Origin of the sequence: Intrasporangium sp., from assembly GCF_039812505.1 — a bacterium.
GTDB lineage: Bacteria > Actinomycetota > Actinomycetes > Actinomycetales > Dermatophilaceae > Intrasporangium_A.
Genome location: NZ_JBDIAQ010000011.1, coordinates 17,033 through 34,422, shown reverse-complemented (window position 1 = coordinate 34,422; position 17,390 = coordinate 17,033). Strand labels below are relative to the sequence as shown.

The following is a 17,390-nucleotide window of genomic DNA, read 5'->3' as shown; positions in this document are numbered from 1 at the left end:
GGCGGCGGGTGCACGCGCCCGAGGGCCCGGTCCGGGGTGGACCGGGCCCTCGAGTGCCGGCGGGTCAGGAGCCGGCGGGCATCTCGTAGGCGGACAGCCGCTTGGCGACCGCGCTGCTGACCGCGCTGGTGCCGCCGAGGACGAAGATGCGTTCGGGCTCGAGGCGGGCGAGCTCGTCCAAGGTGGCCTGCGGCACGGAGCCCTGCTGGCTGAGCAGGATGGGTCCGCCCCGGTGACCGCCGGCCGCACCCCCGGCCAGGGCGTCGGGGAAGTCCGCGCCCGTGGCGACGAAGGCGACCGGCACTCCGCGGCCGAAGGTCGCGGCGGAGACCCGGGCAGCGGTCCGGTACCGGTCGGTGCCGCTCGCCCGGGAGACGTTCGAGGAGTAGGAGCCCAGCGAGCGCTCGACCGCGGCGGAGACGACACTCGTATCGCCGATGACGACGACCCGCTTGGGCGCCAGCCGGCGCAGCTCGGCGGCGGTCGCCGACGGGACCGAGTTCCTCGTGACGAGCAGCACCGGGCCGCCCAGCGTGCCTCCGGCCGGGCCGGCCGCGAGCGCGTCGGGGAAGTTGGTGCCCGTGGCGATGTAGGCCACCGGCACGCCGGGGTCGAACGCCTGGCGCGAGACCTCCGTGGCGGTGCGGTAACGGTCCGTCCCGGCGTCGCGCTCCACGGTGTCCGCATATCCTGCGAGGCGCCGTTGGACGGCGGTGGAGACGACCGCGGTGCCGCCGAGGACGACGATCCGGCGGGGCTGGAGACGGCGCAGCTCGTCGGCGGTGGCGCTCGGCAGGCTGCCGCGCTCGGTCAGCAGGACCGGCCCCCCGAGGGCTCCGGCCGCTGCGGCCCCGGCCAGGGCGTCGGGGAAGTCGCGCCCGGTGGCCACGTAGGCCACCGGCACTCCGGCACCGAAGCTCCCGGCCGAGATGGCAGCCGCGGTAGCGTAACGGTCCGATCCGGCGTAACGGCCCACCGACGGCAGGTCGGTGGCGGCCTGCTTGCGGATCGTGGGGAGCTTGGCGTAGAGGTACCTGCCGGGGCACTCGGTGGAGTTGTCCTTCCCGTCCCGGTGTCCGGAGACCGTGTAGTACGTCTTGCCCGAGATCGTCACCCGACCGCTGACGTCGAAGTGGTGGATCGAGGCCTTCCAGGCGATGAGCCTGCTGAGCGCGGTGAGCGTCGCGCCGCTCGGGTGCGCGGTCTCGTAGTTGCCCAGGACCGAGACGCCGAAGGTGTAGGAGTTCAGCCCGTAGGTGTGGGCGCCGACGACGGCCTTGTCCATGCCGCCCCAGCGGCCCTCCCAGATCCGGCCGAACTTGTCGACCAGGAAGTTGTAGCCGATGTCGCGCCAGCCCTGGCTCTTGACGTGGTAGCTGTAGATGCCGCGGATGATGCCGGGGACCTGTTCGCGCGTGTAGTTGTTCGTGCCGGCGGTGTGGTGCACGAAGGCGGCCTCGACCCGGCCGTAGTCGGGCGAGGACTGCTCGCGCAGCGACTCGTCGGCCCCCCACTGGGCGCGGGTGTGGATCGCCGGCTTCGCGGCGGTGGCCGTGCGCAACGCGGTGGGGGCGAAGTCGGTGGCAGCGGCGGCAGCGCTTGCGCGGGGCTGGTCGAGCGCGGGTCCGCGCGGCGCCTCGGCAGCGTCGGCGACGGTGGCACCGGGGTCGACGACGACCAGCTCGGGCTCGGCCGGCGCGTCGTCGGTGGGGGAGACCAGTCGCACCTGGACCTGCTCGGCGCCGGTCGTCACGATCGGGGCGGAACCCTGTCGGGCCCCGCCGGTGCGGCGCGCCGCCTCGGCGGCCTCGGCCGGGTCGGGTCGTTCGTCCTCGGCGGCGACGAACTGCCACGCGCCCCAGCCGGCGGTGGTCCGGGTGCGGTACTGGACCGTCGTGCCCGGGGCCGACCCCTGGCGCCACGTCACGCCGACGACCGCGAGGTCGGGCAGGGCAACCTGCGTGGAGGCGGCGGACACGTGCACCGGCCGCCCGGAGGCGTCGGTGCGCGCCTGCCTGGTGTCCGGGCCGGAGAGCCGCGCTGCCGCGGAGGCCCGGCCGGGGGCCGGCATGCGGTGGGTGTCGACCCGGCTGTGGACCGGGGCGGTGGTCGAGTCGGCCGAGCCGGACGAGACTGCGACCGGGGCGGTGGAGGTGGCGGCGGCGGTGCCGGTGAGGGCGAGGGCGAGTGGGAGCAGAGCGACGGGGCTACGAGCGAGCAGGGTTCGGTATCGGGACACAATAGACCTCAAACTGGTGTGAAACGGGCACCAAGCACGGTAGCGTCATTCGGCCCCATCTGGCCCGTTGAGGCCGATGGAATCTCGGAATGTGCGCGTGGGGCGTCTCATCGAGGGTTGCTGCGGTGTCCCTGGAGACGACGAAAGGTGCCCGGACGGTGGTCCGGACACCTTCGGTCGATCGGTCTCAGCCGAGGTCAGCTGGAGTCAGTTGGAGCGGGCGGCAAGAATCGCACTCACGTCTTCCTCCTGGAGGGAGGCTGTTCTGCTACTGAACTACGCCCGCGGCACGCCCACCCTAGCCGAACCGGCGCCCGGGCGCGCCGGGCGGTCACGCGCGTCCTGGCGCCCCGTCGAGCAGGAGCGCGCTGGGCGGCATACCACATCGTTGGTATGCCGCCCAGCCGGCGCAGGTGTCGGGCGTGACCTAGGCGGGGCCTTCGCCCGCGTCGATCTGCTGCGCGAGGTAGGCCGACGCGCCGAGGCGCTGGACCGCGTCGAGCTGGGTCTCGAAGTAGTCGACGTGCGTCTCCTCGTCGCGGACGCTGTCCTCGAAGAAGTTGGCCGTGCCGTGGTCGCCGAGGTCATGGCACTCCTTGGCCGCGGCGTTGAACTGGGCGACGGCGGTCAGCTCGCTCTGCAGGGCCAGCTGCAGCATCTCCTCCGGCGTCTCCCCGGTCTGGATCGCGCCGAGGCGCTGGACGTTGGGGTGTCCGTCGAAGAGCAGGATGCGCTGGATCAGGGCGTCGGCGTCGCGCATCTCGTCGATGGACAGGTCGTAGAAGACCTTGCCGAGTCGTCCGAACCCCCAGTTGTCCAGCATCCGGGCGTTCAGGAAGTACGAGTTCGTGACCGTGAGCTCGAGCGTCAGCGCCTCGTTGAGCATCTCGGTGATCCGTGGGCTAGCTGGCTGCACCTTCGACCTCCAGGAGTGTGGTGTGCTTGGCCTGCTCATGCTCGCAGATCAGCCGCTTGAGGGCGAACACGCACGACCCGCAGTCCCGTCCGGCTCCGGTGGCCCGGCAGACCTGCCCCAGGCTCTTGGCGCCGCAGTCGACGGCGTCCTTGACGCACGCATCGTTCACGACGGCGCAATGGCACATGATCACGTCGTCAGAGTAAGGCTAGGCTTACCTATTGTCGAGGCTTTCCGGAGAAGCGGCTGGGCACGGCGACGTCGAGGAAGCGGAGGTGCCACCCGACGACCGGCCCCAGCGCAAGGGTCGCGACGAGCACGTATCGTGGGGGGCATGTCTGTCGATGTGAGCGCCACGTTGGGTGACCTGGTCACTGAGAACCCTGCTCGGGCGAGGGTCTTCGAGCAGTACGGGATCGACTACTGCTGTCACGGGGAGCGCTCCCTGACGGAAGCGGCCGGTGACGGCGGCGCGGAGTTGGCCGAGGTGGTGCAGGCGCTCGAGCTGGCCGCCACGGCCGCGGCCCCGACGCGGGTCGGGGTGTCCGCGGAGAACGCGGTCCTCGCGCACGACATCGTCGACACCCACCACGCCTACATGTGGGAGGAGATGCCCCGGCTGCAGGCGCTGGTCGAGAAGGTCCACACGGTGCACGGCGGGCGGCATCCGGAGCTGGCCCGGGTGCGAGCGGCCTACACCGAGGCGGTTGCCGCCCTGGACCCGCACATGACCACCGAGGAGCGGGTCGTCTTCCCGGCGATCAGCAGGGTCGAGAAGGCCCAGGCGCTAACCGCGTTCGGCTCGTTCGTCGAGCCCGTCGCTCAGCTGCGGGCCGAGCACGACGCGGTCGGGGTGCTGTTCCGCGAGATCCGCACGCTCACCGGCGGGTACGCGGCCCCGGAGGATGCGTGCAACTCCTACCGGGCCATGCTCAAGGGCCTCGAGGAGATGGAGCTCGACCTGCACGAGCACATCCACAAGGAGAACAACATCCTGTTCCCGCGGGTGCTGGAGCTGGAGGGTCGGCTCACGTCGGAGTGACTGCGCGTCGGTGCCTGTGGCGCTGTGCCGGCGGCTGGCGTCCCGCGGGTGCGGCTCGCTCGGGTCAGGATCGGCAGACCCGCGACGTGTTGGCGACCGAGGGACCGCCGAGGACGACGATCCGCTCTGGTGCCAGGTCGCGCGTGGCCTGGTCGGTAACGCGCGGTACGCACGCGGCTCGGGTCAGGAGCACCACCGCCCGCACGCCGCTCGCCGCCAGGGCGTCCGGGTAGTTCTCCCCGGAGGCGTACCAGACCGTCGAGACATCGGGGTCGTCGGCGACGGCAACCTTGGCGGCCGTGGCGTACCGGTCGGGGCCGCCGATCCGGCTCCGGTCTCGGTTGCCGAGGTAGTAGTTGTTCAGGACGTCGTTGCTGATCGCACCCGTGCCGCCGACCCCGATGACACTGTCGCCGCGGGCAGCGTAGATGGCCGCCCAGGGAAGCGTGTCCCGCTTGGTCAGCAGGAGCGGCCCCCCCAGCGCGGCCCCGGTCAGCGCGTCGGGCCAGTTCTCCCCGGTCGCCAGGACCATGTGGAAGATGGGCATCATCTCCTCGCCCCAGAAGACGCTGTCCACCACTGCTGCTGTCGTCTTGTAGCGGTCCCGGCCGGCGATCCGGTGCGCACCCTCGGGTGCGAGGGGGTCCAGGAGGCGCACGACCGAGCTGTCGATCACCCCGGTCCCGCCGACGACGACGATCCGGCGCGGGGTGAGTCGCTTGATCTCGCGCAGGGTCACCTCTGGAACCCGGTTCCGCTGCACGAGCAGCACCGCGCGGCTGGTCTGGTAGAGGTTCGCGGCAGCCAGCGCGTCCGGCCACGCCGTGCCGCTGACGATGGTGACCTCGTCGTCCGGTACGGGTGCCGGGTTCAGGTAGGTCGACACCTTGACGGCGGTCTCGTACCTGTCCTGGCCCGCCAGCCGGACGATCGAGGGTCCGGCGACGCCGGACTGCGTCGCCGTGGTCGGTGTCGCGGTCGCCGGGACCGTGACAGCACACGCCGCCGCCGTCCCAATCGCCGCCCCGATAAGCCTTCTTGTCAGGTGCATCTGACGCCCTCTGTCGTGGTTTGATCGAACACTCGACATTATGCTCATGTCGTCGACAGGACGCCTGCGGTGGCGTGAGCGGCATACCACTTGTATGCCGCTCAGCACACCGATGCGGGTGGATTCGCTACGAGCGGGTTGTCTAGGGCGCTGGGACCCGATAGACCGGAGTTCCCCCTGGCCGGACGTGGATCAGGTTGTGCCGCACTGTCGGCGCGTTCGCCCCCCGCGACCACACGCCGTAGAACTCGTCGGTGATCCGGTTGCGCGCGACCAGGGTGTCGACCGCCCGAGCGCCGTTCGGCCCTTCGAGCAGCGAGTCGACGACGACGCCGGTCAGCTGGTTCGGCTGGGAGGGGTGCGGGCCGGCCCCCTTTGCCCAGTTGTCGCCCGAGAGCCGGTTGTCGGTCACCGACACGTCGACCGTTCGGGAGTGGGGTGCCGCGGCGTGCACGATGACGCCCGCCTCGGCGGATCCGGTCACATGGTTGCGGCTGATCCGGATGTCGCTCACCGTGCTGCCGGGTCCGTTGGTCTGCGCGACGATGCCGCCGACGTCAGCCCCGTGCTGGTTGGCCCCGACCCCGCGAACGATGTTGCGGGTGACCGTGTCATCCGTCATGTGGTTGCCGACGTTGAACGTCGCCAGCACGATGGCGCAGCCGTTGTAGTTGGCCCACAACCGGTTCCGGGAGACGACGTCGTGGTCGGACGGGACCGGTGCGGTCCCGGGCTCCGGCTGGTGGGTTACGAGCTGACCGGGATCGAACGGACCGTAGTCCATGACCCCGATCCCGCCGCGGCCGTTGTCGTGGACCGTGTTGCCGGTGATTCTCGAGTCCGACACCCCGAACAGGCTGATCCCGAAGGCCTCGGGTAGCAGCTGCTCGGAGGAGCCGAACCCGTTCCCGGTCACCAGGGAGCGGGTGATCGTCACGTGTGATGTGTCCTGGGCCAGGATGCCCGCAGCCTTGGCCCCGGTCACCCGGACCCGGCTGATCCTGACGTGCTCGGTGCCCGGGCCGACGTAGATCCCGACGTCGCAACCCGTGGCGTCGACCCGTCGTCCGACGATGCGCTGGCCCGACGTCGCGACGACGGCGGCAGTGAAGCCGGAGTCGCCCGCGGGCGAGCACTTGGGTGCTGCGACGGCCATGGCCGCACTGGTCCCGACGATTCCCAGTCCGGTTGCGCCGATGGTCGCGGCCATCGTGGCCAGTGTGGTGGCCCGCCGGGCCCGGCGCCTGCTGCTGAACGGTTGCATCTGCAATGTCCTCCTCGCCTTTCGTCTGCGCACTGTGCGTCGCACGACGTGGCACGCGACGCGTCAGCACACGTCCCCCACCTCGGACGTCTTGTCCGAGGGATCGGCGGATCCCGGCCTGCGCTCACCACCCCCCGGCGGCAGGACGACCCGGACAGTCGATCCGGTGATGGTCCTCCCCGGACCTGAGGGCCGGCCGAATATCATCTGGCAATTGTCTTGGAGCGAATTACGGTCAATGCACGTGTTGCGCCGGTGGGGCACAGTTTCGGATATCGCGGAGATCGTGCATCTGCATCGGAACAGGATGATTCCGATGAAACAAGACTGTCGGATACGTGTGCAGTGCTAGCGTTCGGGGACCTATCGCGCATCTCATCGAGGAGAGAGCACGACCGAGTCGCAGACCACCCCGAACGGACCAGAGAACGGCGAGACCCATGACGAGATCACCGTCGAGGGCAAGTCACTGACCGCGAAGGTGAAGGGGCTCATCCGCGAGGGGAACGTCCGGCGCATCGCCATCCGGAACGCGGAGGGCGCCACAGTCCTCGAGATCCTCGTGACGGCAGGCCTGATCGGCGTGGTTGCCATGCCGGCGGTCACCGCGGTAGGTGCCATCGCCGGTCGGGCGAAGGACTGAACGGTCGACGTCTACCGGACCGAGCCCGAGCCGGACACGACCGCCTGACCGGCGCCGGCGCGCGCCGGCGAGGGAGCGGCCTCAGCGGTCGTGCAGGGCGCGTAGCAGAGCCCTGTAGCGTTCGAGCACCGCGGACCCGTCCTGCGCGGGGACCGCGTACTCGGAGTCGATCGCCCGCTCCCAGGCGGGAGGCGTGCCAGCCCCCGAGAGGGCCCACGCCGCCTGACGCGCCATCCCCAGCGCGACGTACTCGGCCGGGTGCGGGACGACCACCGGGGCCCGGAACAGCCCCGGGGCGATCTCGCGGACCGCCTGCGACGCGGCCGCCCCCCCGATGAGCAGGACCCGCCCCACGTGGACTCCCTTGTCCCGGAAGGCGTCCGCTCCCGCGACGAGGTTGCACAGCATGCCCTCGACGGCGGCCCTGGCAAGGTTGGCGGGGGTGGCGTTCGCACGGGTGATGCCGCCCAGAGTGCCCGTCGCGTCGGGCAGGTCAGGGGTGCGCTCGCCGTCCAGGTAGGGCAGGAGCGTGAGGCCCCCCGCTCCCGGACCGGCGTCGCGAGCCAGCCGGTCCAGCTCGTCCAGCCCGACCCCGAGCATCGCGGCGGTGGAGGTCAGCACGCGGGCGGCGTTCAGGGTGCACAGCAGTGGCAGGTGCCGACCGGTGGCGTCGGCGAACCCGGCGATGTACCCCGTCGCGTCCCGGAGCGCCCGTTCGTGCCGGGTGAAGACCGTGCCGCTGGTGCCGAGCGAGACCACGACGTCACCCGGCTGCAGGGCCAGGCCGAGCGCCGCCCCCATGTTGTCGCCGGTGCCCGCACCGACGAGCACACCGTCCGAGGTGTGGCCGGCGGCGGCCGCCGGCGCGAGCACCTCGGGCACCTCCAGGTCCCGCCCGAAGGCGAGCCGGAGCAGGTCGCTGCGGTAGGCGTCGGTCGCGGCCGACCAGTACCCGGTCCCCGAGGCGTCGCCACGGTCGGTGGTCCATCGGGTGAACCCGTTGCCGTCCTTGAGGATCCGACCGGTCAGCCAGTCGTGGGGCAGCACCACACGGGCCACCCGCGCCGCGTTCCCGGGCTCCTGCCGGGCCAGCCAGCGCAGCTTCGTGACGGTGAAGCTGGGGACCAGCACGGACCCGACCGCGTCGATCCAGGCCCCGGGCCCGCCCAGCTCCGCGGTCAGGTCGCGGGCATCGCCCGCACTTCGGGTGTCGTTCCAGAGCAGGGCGTCCCGCACGACCTCGTCCTGCTCGTCGAGGGCGACCATGCCGTGCTGCTGGCCGCCGACGGCGATGGCTGACACGCCGTCGAGCAGCCCGTCGCGGGTCGCCGCCCGGTAGGCGTCCCACCAGCGCTCCGGGTGCACCTCGGTCCCCTCCGGGTGCCGGGCGGCGGAGGTGCGCAGCACGGCCCCCGTGTCGGCGTCGCACACGACCACCTTGGTCGACTGCGTCGAGCTGTCCACCCCGGCGACCAGGGTGCGAGGGCTCACGCCGGGTCCTCCCAGGTGATGCACACCTTGCCGGCCTGCCCGGCGTCGGCCAGCCGGTAGGCGGCAGCGGCCTCGGCGAGCGGGAACCGGTCGGTCACGGTGACCTCGGGGTGCAGCTGCCAGCGGACGAGGTTGTCGAGCAGCTCCTCCATGTGGCTCAGGGACGACACCCATGACCCGTGCAGCCGGATCTGCTTGTGGATCAGCAGGTCCGAGACCGCGAAGGTGATCGAGCCGCCCTCGCCGACCATGACGCAGCGGCCCCAGGTACGGGTGTTGCGCAGGGCGGCCTCGCGGGCGGCGCCGTTGCCGCTCGCGTCGATGGCCACCTCGCAGCCGGCGCCGGCAGTGGCCTCGGCGACGGCGTCGTCGAACAGGGCCGGGTCGGTGACGACCACGTCGACCAGCCCGAGCCGCTCGGCCAGCGCGGCGCGGTCGGCCACCGGCTCGAGGCCCACGACCGTGGTCGCGCCCAGCGCCTTGCCGAGCATCGCGGTGGCGAGCCCGACCGGACCGAGACCCGTCACGAGCAGCCGGTCACGCCCGCTCACCTCGGCTCGGAGCAGCCCCTCGTAGGCCGTGCCGAAGCCGCAGGCCACCAGCGCCCCGTCGACGTGGGTCAGCGGCTCGGGCAGCGGCAGGCAGGAGACCTCCTCGGCGAGCATGAACTCGGCGTGCCCGCCGTCGCGCTGCCACCCGTGGGCCGCCCGGGAGGGAGAGGTGCACCCGATCGGGTAGCCGCGCCGGCACTCGGTGCACACCCCGCACCCGACGATGTGGTACACGACGACCCGGTCGCCCTCACGCAGCCGGCGCACGCCCGGGCCCACGGCCGCGACGTCGCCGCACGGCTCGTGCCCGGCGACGACACCCTGGTAGGCCTCGGCTCCGTGCCCGAGGTGCTCGCGGTAGATCGCCCGGATGTCGCTGCCGCAGATCGAGGAGGCCCGCATCCGCAGCAGGACCTGCCCGTGGCCCGGGACCGGGACGTCGAGGCGGACGTGTTCGACCGAGCTGTCTCCGGGCAGGCGGACCGCGTCCATCGTGGGCATCGTCAGGTTCCTTCCGGTTCGGTGGTTGTCGGTCGGCCGACCGGGCCGGCCCCGGATCCTCCCCGTTGCCCGGCCGGTCGATCCGCGGGCTCAGCCGACGGCGTCGAGCCCGCGGCGGGCCTCGAGGGTGGCGCGCGCCCCGTGCGCGTGCAGCGAGTCGAGCGCGGCGGCATACGCGCTGGTGAAGCGTTCGTCGTCCACGAGCCCGCCGAACAGGTCGCGGTCACGCAGAAAGGCCAGCCGGTCCTCGCCCTGACGTGCCGCGGCCGCCATGACGCGGTCCTTGATGCGGTCGACGACCTCGATCGGCTCGCCCTGCTCGTCGACGCCCTCCGCGTAACGGGCCCACGACGCGACGACGAGGGCCGAGCGGTCGATCTCGCCGCCGCTGCGCAGGTTCTCGGCGATGACGGGCACGAGGAACTTGGGGATGCGGTCGGAGGTCTCGGCGCAGAGCCGCGCCAGGGTGTCGCGGATCTCGGGGTTGGCGAACCGCTCGATGACGCCGCGGGCGAACCCGTGGAGGTCGAAGCCGGGCACCTCGGGCAGCGTGGGGCCGCCCTCGTGCGTCATGTAGGCAAGCACGAAGTCGGCGAACAGCGGGTCCTGGCACACCTCGTGGGCGTAGCGGTAGCCGGCCAGGTGGCCGAGGTAGCACAGCGCCTGGTGGCTCGCGTTGATCAGCCGCAGCTTGGTCAGCTCGTAGGGCACCACGTCGTCGACGAGCTGGACGCCGGACTGCTCGTAGGGCGGGCGCCCGTCGGTGAAGTGGTCCTCCAGGACCCACTGCGTGAACGGCTCGGTGACGACCGGCCATCCGTCGGCGATGCCGAACTCCTCGGTGAGCCGCTCGATGTCGGCCGGGGTGGTGACCGGGGTGATCCGGTCGACCATGCAGTTGGGGAAGGCGACGTGCTGCTCCATCCAGTCGGCCAGCCCCGGGTCCTTGAGCCGGGCGAAGGCGGTCATCATCCGCCGGGCGATGTCGCCGTTGTCCGGCAGGTTGTCGCAGGACATGACGGTGAAGGGGGTGGCGCCGGCCGCGCGGCGCGCGGCAAGGCCGGCCACGATGTACCCGAAGGCGGTGCTCGGCACCGCGCCGGGAGCGAGGTCGGACTGGATCGACGGGTCGGCCGCGTCGAACTCGCCGGTCACCTGGTTGACCAGGTAGCCGCCCTCGGTGATCGTCAGCGAGACGATGCGGGTGCGCGGGTCGGCGAGCCGGTCGACGACGGCCTGCGGGTCGTCGGGCGCGTAGAGCATCTCGACGATGCTGCCGATCACGCGGGCCTCGAGGTGCCCGTCCGGGTGCTTGACGATCAGGGTGTAGAGGCCGTCCTGGGCCGTCAGCGTGTCGACGATCCGCCGGTCGTGCGGCAGCGCGCCGACCCCGCAGATGCCCCAGTCGAGCCCGCTGCCGGCCGCCATGAGGCGGTCGAGGTACATCGCCTGGTGCGCGCGGTGGAACCCGCCGACGCCGAAGTGCACGATGCTCGCGGTGATCTTCGAGCGGTCGTATGCCGCCCACTGCACTCCTGCAGGCAGCCGCCCGAGCGCGTCGTCGGACAGGGCGAGGGCGGTCACTTGATGGCTCCCATCGACAGGCCCTGGACGAGCTTGTCCTGGGCGGCGAAGCCGGCGGTGAGCACCGGCAGCGACACGATCAGCGAGGCCGCGCAGACCTTGGCCAGGAACAGGCCCTGGCTGGTGACGAAGCCGGTCAGGAAGACCGGTGCGGTGCCGGCGACGGTACCGGTCAGGACCCGGGCGAGCAGCAGCTCGTTCCAGCTGAAGATGAAGCAGATCAGCGCGGCGGCCGCGATGCCGGGCATGACGACCGGGGCGATGATCTCGCGCAGGGTGCGGATCAGCCCGGCCCCGTCGACCTCGGCGGCCTCGAGCATCTCGACCGGCACCTCGGCGAGGAAGGAGCGCAGCATCCACACGGCGATGGGGGTGTTCATCGACGTGTAGAGGATGATGAGCAGCCAGATGTTGTCCAGCAGGTGGGTCTTCTGGGCGAAGATGTAGATCGGCAGGATGCCGGCCACGATCGGCAGCATCTTGGTCGAGAGGAAGAAGAACAGCACGTCGGTCCACTTCTTCACCGGCCGGATCGACAGGGCGTAGGCGGCCGGGAACGAGAGCAGCAGGACCAGGATCGTCGAGATGACGCTGGCGGTCAGCGAGTTCAGCAGGCTCGGCCACGGTCCGGCGGCGAAGAACGTGCGGTAGCCCTCGAGGCTGAGCGGTGCGAACACGCTCGGCGGGTTGGTCGCCGCGTCGGTCTCGCTGTGGAACGAGGTGAGGATCATCCAGATGACCGGCAGCGCGAACAGCAGGCCGATGACCCACGCGGCGAGCGACAGCAGGGCGTGGCTCCGGGGCGGCTTGCGGTGCACGATCTGCAGGCTTCGCGAGCCGGCCTGCGCGCCCTGGCTGGGCGGCACACGGCCGGGGTCGTCCGTGCGTGCCGGGGCGGTCATCGCGACTCCTCCTTGAACAGGCTGAACACGGTGCGCAGCGCGAGCGTGGCGATGACGATCGTGCCGATGACCACGATGACGCCGGCGGCCGAGGCACGTCCGTAGTCCTGCGCGGTGTAGAAGGTCTCGTAGATGAAGTAGGGCAGGTTGGCCGTGCCCAGCCCGCCCGAGGTGATCGTGAAGACGTGGTCGAAGTTCTGCACGATGTAGATCGCGCCGAGCAGGGCGGACAGCTCGATGTACTGGCGCAGGTGCGGCAGGGTCATGTTGCGGAAGATCTGCCAGCCGTTCGCACCGTCGATCCGGGCCGCCTCGACGACGTCGAGCGGACGGGACTGCAGGCCGGCCAGCAGGATGAGCATCATGAACGGGGTCCACTGCCAGACGATCGCGAAGATGATCGACCACAGCGGCGCCATCGAGATCCAGTCGGGCTGGACCGCGTCCTTGCCGAACAGCCAGGTCAGCACCCCGTTGAACAGACCGTACTCGGGGTTGTAGAGGGCGTGCTTCCACAGCAGCGCCGCCGCCACCGGGACGATGAGGAACGGGGTGATCATCAGGGTCCGGACGGCGCTGCGACCGCGGAACTTCCGGTCGAGCAGCAGCGCGATGAGCAGGCCCAGGACCAGGCTGATCAGCACGCAGGCCACCGTCAGGTAGATCGTGACGAGGACGGCCTGGCGGGCGTTGATGTCCGTGAAGACCCGCTTGAAGTTGTCGAACCCGGCGAACCCGCGCTCGTCGGGGTAGTAGGCGTTCCAGTTCATGAACGACACGACGAGTGTCGCGATGAACGGCAGCTGCGTGACGATGATGACGAAGATCAGCGCCGGCAGCAGCGGTGCCCGCCGGGCCCAGTCGCCGGCCTTCTTCAGCGAGGTCGACGGCTCGCCCGCCCGTGCGGACGCGCGGGCCGGCTCTGCGGGGGTGGTCGCGGTACTCACTTGCCCTCCCGTGACTGGTAGCGCTCGGCGACGTCCTCGGCCAGCCGCTGGCCCCGGTCGAGCGCCTCCGTGACGCTCATCCGGCCGGCGATGGCCGAGCTGACGTACTGGCTGACCTGGGTGCCGAGGGCCGGGAACTCGGGGATGTCGACGAACTGGATGCCCGGCGCGGGCCGCGGCTGCACTCCCGGGTTCTCCGGGTCGGCCGCCTCGATGGCCTCCTTCGTCGGTTCGGCGAACGCGGCGGCCACCTCGAGGTACTTCGGGTTCTCGTAGGTCGAGGCGCGCTTCCCGGCCGGGACCCTCGCCCAGCCGAGCTGCTCGCCGACGAGGTTCTCGTAGTCCTTGCCCGACGCCCAGGAGATGAACTTCCAGGCGTTCTCCTGCTTCGTGCTCGCGGCCTGGATCGACCAGGACCACGCGTAGAGCCATCCGGAGCTCTTCGTCTTGACGACCGGTGCCGCGACGTAGCCCATCTTTCCCTTCACCGGGGAGCCCTTCGCCTCGAGCGAACCCGCCGCCGAGGTCGCGTCGTACCACATCGCAGCGGAGCCCTGGGTGACGTTGTTGAGGCACTCGGTGAAGCCGGCCTGGGGGGCGCCCTTCTCGCCGTGCGCCCGCACCAGGTCGACGTAGAACTGGGTCGCCGCCACGAACGGCGGCGCGTTGACGCCGGGCGTCCAGTCCTTCTCGAACCAGGTGCCGCCGAAGGTGTTGACCACGGTCGTCAGCGGCGCGAAGATCTGGCCCCAGCCGGGCTGCCCGCGCAGGCAGATGCCGGCCATCCCGGGCTGGGCCCCGTCGACCTTGGCGGCGATGTCGGCCACCTGCGGCCACGTCGGGTGCGAGGGCATCGTGATGCCCTTGGCCGCCAGGACGTCCTTGCGGTACATCAGGAAGGACGACTCGCCGTAGAAGGGCTCGCCGTAGATCTTGCCGCCCTCGGACAGGGAGGTCTGCATCGGCTTGAGGATGTCGGCCTGGTCGAAGCCGGGGTCCTTCGCGATGAAGTCGTCCAGCGGTGAGATCCACTTGGCCCGGGCGTAGATCGGGATCTCGAAGTTGCTGAGCGAGGCGACGTCGTACTGTCCGGCCTGGCTGGTGAACTCCTGGCTGATCTTGTCGCGCACGTCGTTCTCGGGCAGCACGGTGTAGTTGACGTGGATGCCGGTCTTGGCGGTGAAGTACTTCTCGGTCAGGCCCTGCAGATCGACCATCTGCGGGTTGTTGACCATGAGCACGTTGATGCTGTCGGCCCCGCCGCCGCCGAGACCGCCGCCGCCCCAGCCGGCACAGGCGGACAGGGCCGGGACCGCCCCGATGGCGAGGGCGAGGACGCCGACCCGGAACCCGCGACGCCGCGGGCGGGCCGGTTCGCCGCCGGTGTGGTCGAGGTGGTCACGGCGTCGACGGCTCGTCAGGTGCACTGGCCCTCCTTGATGCGAATTGCTCATCCGAGCATGACCATGCACGTGCGAGTAAAGTGACTCGCGTCACGCCTGTCAACCGGAGGGCCGGGGATCGGGCGGCATCGATACCGATACGTCACCCGGAACAGGGCAAAGGGGTGAGCCCACGTGGTCGTGGAGCGCCGCGGTCCCGGCGAGCTGGTGCTCGCCGCCGCCGTGGCGCGCCGGCACTACCTGCTGGGGCAGCCCAAGGTCGAGATCGCCGAAGCCCTGGGGATCTCCCGGTTCAAGGTGGCCCGGCTGATCGACTACGCCTGCCGGGCCGGCATCGTGCGGTTCGAGATCGTGGCTCGCGGGGGGATCGACCTGGACCGTTCGGCGCGGCTGCAGGAGGTCCTGGGGCTGCGTCACGTGCTCGTCGTCCAGAGCCGGGCGGCCACGCGGACCGACTCGGGTCTGGAGTCGACGCTCGCCGTGGCTGCGTCGTCCGGCGAGCTCGGAGCCGCCGCTGGGGAGCTGCTCGCCGACCTGCTCGCCGAGGGCGATGTGCTGGGCCTGCCGTGGTCACGCTCGGTCGACGTCATGACCCGGTGCCTGCACGACCTGCCGAAGGTCGACGTGGTGCAGTTGAGCGGGGCCCTGGACCTGCCCGGCTACGACAGCAGCACTGTCGCCATCGTGCGCCGGGCAGCCCGGGCCACCGGGGGCACGGCGTCGATCTTCTACGCGCCGCTGTTGCTCGACGACGCCGCGTCCGCGGCCGCGCTGCGGCGCGAGCCGCAGGTCGCTCGGGTGCTCGGGCAGGCCTCGCGGGTCACGGTCGCGGTGGTCGGGGTGGGCGCGTGGCAGCCCGGGCTGTCGACGGTCTTCGACTCGGCCTGCCCCGCCGACCGCGAGTCCGCCGCGACCGCGGGCGTGGTCGGCGAGATCGGTGGGGTCCTCTTCGACGCCGACGGGGCCGCGGTCGGATGCCCGCTCGCCGACCGGACGGTGACGGTCAGCGCGGCCCAGCTGCGCGCTATCGGGCAGGTCGTCGGCCTCGCAGCAGGTGCGGCCAAGCGGGCCGCGGTGCTCGCGGCGATCACCGGAGGGCTGGTCGATGCCCTCGTGATCGACCTCGACCTCGCCGACGCGCTGCTCGACGCGCCGGCGGTGTCGCGGGCAGCTGCGGGAGGTGAGCGGCATACGTCCGGGGCGAGCCGCGGTCCCACGTCTCAATTCCACCCGGGCGCATGAAATGTGTCGGCGACGTGCTCTAGGTTCGGGGGCAGCACCACTACGAAGGAGCCATCGTGCAGATCGGTGTCCCCCGCGAGACCCACGCGCATGAGACGCGCGTGGGCGCGACACCCAAGACCGTGGGCCAGCTCGTCGCGCTCGGCTACGACGTCGTCATCGAGTCGGGCGCCGGGGTGGCGGCCAGCTTCGACGACGCGGGGTATGCCGCTGCCGGTGCCCGCGTCGTGGACCGAGACACGGCCTGGTCCGCCGACATCGTCCACGCGATCAACCCGCCGACCGACGACGAGATCGCACTGCTGCGGCCCGGCACGGTCCTGGTCAGCCTCATGGCGCCGGCCCTGGACCCGGAGCTGGTCGAGAAGCTGCGCGCGGCGGGTGTCACGGCGATGGCGATGGACGCCGTGCCGCGGATCAGCCGGGCGCAGTCGCTCGACGTCCTCTCCTCGATGGCCAACATCGCCGGCTACCGCGCGGTCGTCGAGGCGGCGCACGAGTTCGGCTCGTTCTTCACCGGACAGGTCACCGCGGCGGGCAAGGTGCCGCCGGCGAAGGTCCTCGTGGTGGGCGCCGGGGTGGCCGGGCTCGCCGCGATCGGCACCGCCCGTTCGCTCGGCGCGATCGTGCGCGCGACCGACGCGCGGCCCGAGGTCGCCGAGCAGGTCGAGTCGATGGGGGCCGAGTTCCTCGCCGTCGAGATGCCCGAGGCGCAGGCCGGGCCGAGCGCGACCGGCTACGCCAAGGAGATGGGCGAGGAGTACAACCGACGGGCCGCGCAGATGTATGCCGCCCAGGTCCCCGACATCGACATCATCGTCACGACGGCCCTGATCCCCGGCAGGCCGGCGCCGCGGCTGATCACCGGCGAGATGGTTCGGTCGATGAAGGCCGGCTCGGTCATCGTCGACATGGCCGCGGCCAACGGCGGCAACGTCGAGGGCGCGGTCGCCGACGAGCTGGTCGTGACCGAGACCGGCGTGAAGATCATCGGCTACACCGACCTGGCCGCGCGGCTGCCGACGCAGGCCAGCCAGCTCTACGGCACCAACCTGGTCAACCTGATGAAGCTGCTGACCCCGGGCAAGGACGGGCAGCTGGTGCTCGACTTCGACGACCCGGTGCAGCGCAACATGACGGTCGCGCGCGACGGCGAGCTGCTCTGGCCGCCGCCACCGCTGCCGGTCAGTGCGGCCCCTGCTGCGCCGCCGGTGGCGCACAAGGAGGTCGCCAAGACCGAGCCCACGGGCCCGCGCAGCCTGACCCGGCGGCATACCGGTATGGCGATCGCCGCCCTCGTGTTCATCGTGATCACCGCCCTGTCGAAGGGCACGTTCCTCGCCCCGTTCACCGTCTTCGCGCTCGCGGTGGTGATCGGGTTCTACGTCATCGGCAACGTCGCGCACTCGCTGCACACGCCGCTGATGTCCGTGACCAACGCGATCAGCGGCATCATCGTGGTCGGTGCGCTGCTGCAGCTCGGCTCGTCCGGGACCTCCTCGATCGCGGCCGTGGCGGTGGTCGGGTTCGTCGCGACCCTCGTCGCGAGCATCAACATCTTCGGCGGCTTCACCGTGACCCGCCGCATGCTGACCATGTTCCGGAAGGGCTGAC

General features: G+C 71.2%; 15 protein-coding genes and 1 tRNA gene. 4 read left to right on the top strand and 12 right to left on the bottom strand.

Annotation, left to right across the window (positions count from 1 at the left end; genetic code table 11):
• Positions 1-64: 64 nt before the first annotated feature.
• The 4 genes from WMI84_RS03155 to WMI84_RS03140 form a co-directional block, all read right to left on the bottom strand.
• The gene (locus tag WMI84_RS03155) at positions 65-2,239 is read right to left on the bottom strand and encodes a cell wall-binding repeat-containing protein (RefSeq protein ID WP_347350547.1); all 2,175 of its coding nucleotides are present in this window, start codon (positions 2,237-2,239) and stop codon (positions 65-67) included.
• A gap of 212 nt (positions 2,240-2,451) precedes the next feature.
• Positions 2,452-2,525, bottom strand: a tRNA-Gly gene (locus tag WMI84_RS03150).
• A gap of 141 nt (positions 2,526-2,666) precedes the next feature.
• On the bottom strand, positions 2,667-3,155 hold the full coding sequence (gene bfr, locus WMI84_RS03145; RefSeq protein ID WP_347350546.1) for a bacterioferritin: 489 nt from the start codon (positions 3,153-3,155) through the stop codon (positions 2,667-2,669).
• Entirely contained in the window at positions 3,142-3,342 is a 201-nt protein-coding gene (locus WMI84_RS03140; protein WP_347350560.1) for a (2Fe-2S)-binding protein, read from the bottom strand. Before WMI84_RS03140 ends, bfr begins: the two co-directional genes overlap by 14 nt.
• 147 nt (positions 3,343-3,489) lie before the next feature.
• Here WMI84_RS03140 and ric point away from each other — a divergent pair, with 147 nt between their 5' ends.
• Positions 3,490-4,197, top strand: coding sequence for an iron-sulfur cluster repair di-iron protein (gene ric / locus WMI84_RS03135; RefSeq protein ID WP_347350545.1), 708 nt, complete (start codon positions 3,490-3,492; stop codon positions 4,195-4,197).
• A gap of 64 nt (positions 4,198-4,261) precedes the next feature.
• On the opposite strand, the gene WMI84_RS03130 is transcribed toward ric, so the two are convergent.
• Positions 4,262-5,248 (bottom strand): cell wall-binding repeat-containing protein, encoded by a 987-nt coding sequence (locus WMI84_RS03130; protein ID WP_347350544.1) that lies wholly within the window; start codon positions 5,246-5,248, stop codon positions 4,262-4,264.
• A gap of 142 nt (positions 5,249-5,390) precedes the next feature.
• A complete protein-coding gene (locus WMI84_RS03125) occupies positions 5,391-6,512 on the bottom strand; it encodes a right-handed parallel beta-helix repeat-containing protein (RefSeq protein WP_347350543.1) in 1,122 nt (373 codons plus the stop codon).
• A gap of 448 nt (positions 6,513-6,960) precedes the next feature.
• Here WMI84_RS03125 and WMI84_RS03120 point away from each other — a divergent pair, with 448 nt between their 5' ends.
• Entirely contained in the window at positions 6,961-7,155 is a 195-nt protein-coding gene (locus WMI84_RS03120) for a DUF4342 domain-containing protein (RefSeq protein WP_347350559.1), read from the top strand.
• Between the two features lie 81 nt (positions 7,156-7,236).
• On the opposite strand, the gene WMI84_RS03115 is transcribed toward WMI84_RS03120, so the two are convergent.
• The 6 genes from WMI84_RS03115 to WMI84_RS03090 form a co-directional block, all read right to left on the bottom strand.
• The gene (locus WMI84_RS03115; protein ID WP_347350542.1) at positions 7,237-8,646 is read right to left on the bottom strand and encodes an FGGY family carbohydrate kinase; all 1,410 of its coding nucleotides are present in this window, start codon (positions 8,644-8,646) and stop codon (positions 7,237-7,239) included.
• The gene (locus WMI84_RS03110) at positions 8,643-9,698 is read right to left on the bottom strand and encodes a zinc-binding dehydrogenase (RefSeq protein ID WP_347350541.1); all 1,056 of its coding nucleotides are present in this window, start codon (positions 9,696-9,698) and stop codon (positions 8,643-8,645) included. Before WMI84_RS03110 ends, WMI84_RS03115 begins: the two co-directional genes overlap by 4 nt.
• A 90-nt stretch (positions 9,699-9,788) precedes the next feature.
• The gene (locus WMI84_RS03105) at positions 9,789-11,267 is read right to left on the bottom strand and encodes a mannitol dehydrogenase family protein (RefSeq protein WP_347350558.1); all 1,479 of its coding nucleotides are present in this window, start codon (positions 11,265-11,267) and stop codon (positions 9,789-9,791) included.
• Between the two features lie 11 nt (positions 11,268-11,278).
• Positions 11,279-12,184, bottom strand: a complete 906-nt coding sequence (locus WMI84_RS03100) for a carbohydrate ABC transporter permease (protein WP_347350540.1) — start codon at positions 12,182-12,184, stop codon at positions 11,279-11,281.
• Positions 12,181-13,062, bottom strand: coding sequence for a sugar ABC transporter permease (locus WMI84_RS03095; protein ID WP_347350557.1), 882 nt, complete (start codon positions 13,060-13,062; stop codon positions 12,181-12,183). The genes WMI84_RS03100 and WMI84_RS03095 overlap by 4 nt, the downstream gene beginning before the upstream one ends.
• A gap of 65 nt (positions 13,063-13,127) precedes the next feature.
• Entirely contained in the window at positions 13,128-14,453 is a 1,326-nt protein-coding gene (locus WMI84_RS03090; RefSeq protein WP_347350556.1) for a sugar ABC transporter substrate-binding protein, read from the bottom strand.
• 255 nt (positions 14,454-14,708) lie between these two features.
• Between WMI84_RS03090 and WMI84_RS03085 the strand changes: the two genes are divergently transcribed.
• The gene (locus WMI84_RS03085) at positions 14,709-15,776 is read left to right on the top strand and encodes a sugar-binding domain-containing protein (protein WP_347350539.1); all 1,068 of its coding nucleotides are present in this window, start codon (positions 14,709-14,711) and stop codon (positions 15,774-15,776) included.
• A 56-nt stretch (positions 15,777-15,832) separates the two neighbouring features.
• Positions 15,833-17,389, top strand: coding sequence for a Re/Si-specific NAD(P)(+) transhydrogenase subunit alpha (locus WMI84_RS03080; protein ID WP_347350538.1), 1,557 nt, complete (start codon positions 15,833-15,835; stop codon positions 17,387-17,389).
• Position 17,390 lies beyond the last annotated feature (1 nt).

Bases quoted from the DNA above. Each gene is read 5' to 3' on its own strand.
- ric (WP_347350545.1), top strand. From the start codon at position 3,490: ATGTCTGTCGATGTGAGCGCCACGTTGGGTGACCTGGTCACTGAGAAC.
- WMI84_RS03125 (WP_347350543.1), bottom strand. From the start codon at position 6,512: ATGCAACCGTTCAGCAGCAGGCGCCGGGCCCGGCGGGCCACCACACTG.
- WMI84_RS03140 (WP_347350560.1), bottom strand. From the start codon at position 3,342: ATGTGCCATTGCGCCGTCGTGAACGATGCGTGCGTCAAGGACGCCGTC.
- WMI84_RS03130 (WP_347350544.1), bottom strand. From the start codon at position 5,248: ATGCACCTGACAAGAAGGCTTATCGGGGCGGCGATTGGGACGGCGGCG.
- WMI84_RS03100 (WP_347350540.1), bottom strand. From the start codon at position 12,184: ATGACCGCCCCGGCACGCACGGACGACCCCGGCCGTGTGCCGCCCAGC.
- WMI84_RS03110 (WP_347350541.1), bottom strand. From the start codon at position 9,698: ATGCCCACGATGGACGCGGTCCGCCTGCCCGGAGACAGCTCGGTCGAA.